Source organism: Loigolactobacillus bifermentans DSM 20003, assembly GCF_001434575.1.
GTDB classification, from domain to species: domain Bacteria; phylum Bacillota; class Bacilli; order Lactobacillales; family Lactobacillaceae; genus Loigolactobacillus; species Loigolactobacillus bifermentans.
Window position 1 is genome coordinate 1 of the sequence record NZ_AZDA01000145.1, and the last position, 443, is coordinate 443.

Annotated in this window: 1 protein-coding gene; it reads left to right on the forward strand. The window is 48.5% G+C overall.

Annotated features, from left to right (window positions below):
• Positions 1-443, forward strand: a 443-nt coding sequence (locus tag FC07_RS15410; protein WP_162255892.1) for a zinc-binding metallopeptidase family protein, incomplete at both ends; no start/stop codon positions are given.

Here is a 443-nt window from a genome sequence, read left to right on the forward strand (position 1 = left end):
TGCTCCGTTTCATTAGACCGTCGGATGACTGCTGGCGAAACTTGGGAAAGCTGCTTAGACGAAATTCGTCAATTGCCAGCCGTTAAGAAGTATGGCGACGACGTTGAAGTATCCATGTACAACTACGATCGTCCTAGCTACACTGGCTTGTCATACCCAATCGAATGCTTCTTCCCAACTTGGGTCATTCCAGAAGACAGCCCGGTTACCAAAGCTTTGATCGAAACACACGAAAACTTATTCGGTGAAGTTCGCCAAGGCCCTGAACAACAAATCAAGATGCGTGAAGCACGTCCATTATTAGACAAGTGGACTTTCTCAACCAACGGTGTGTCCATCATGGGTCGTCACAACGTCCCTTGTATCGGTTACGGCCCTGGTGCCGAAGCTGAAGCCCATGCTTCAAACGAACATACTTGGAAGACAGACTTAGTTCGCTGTGC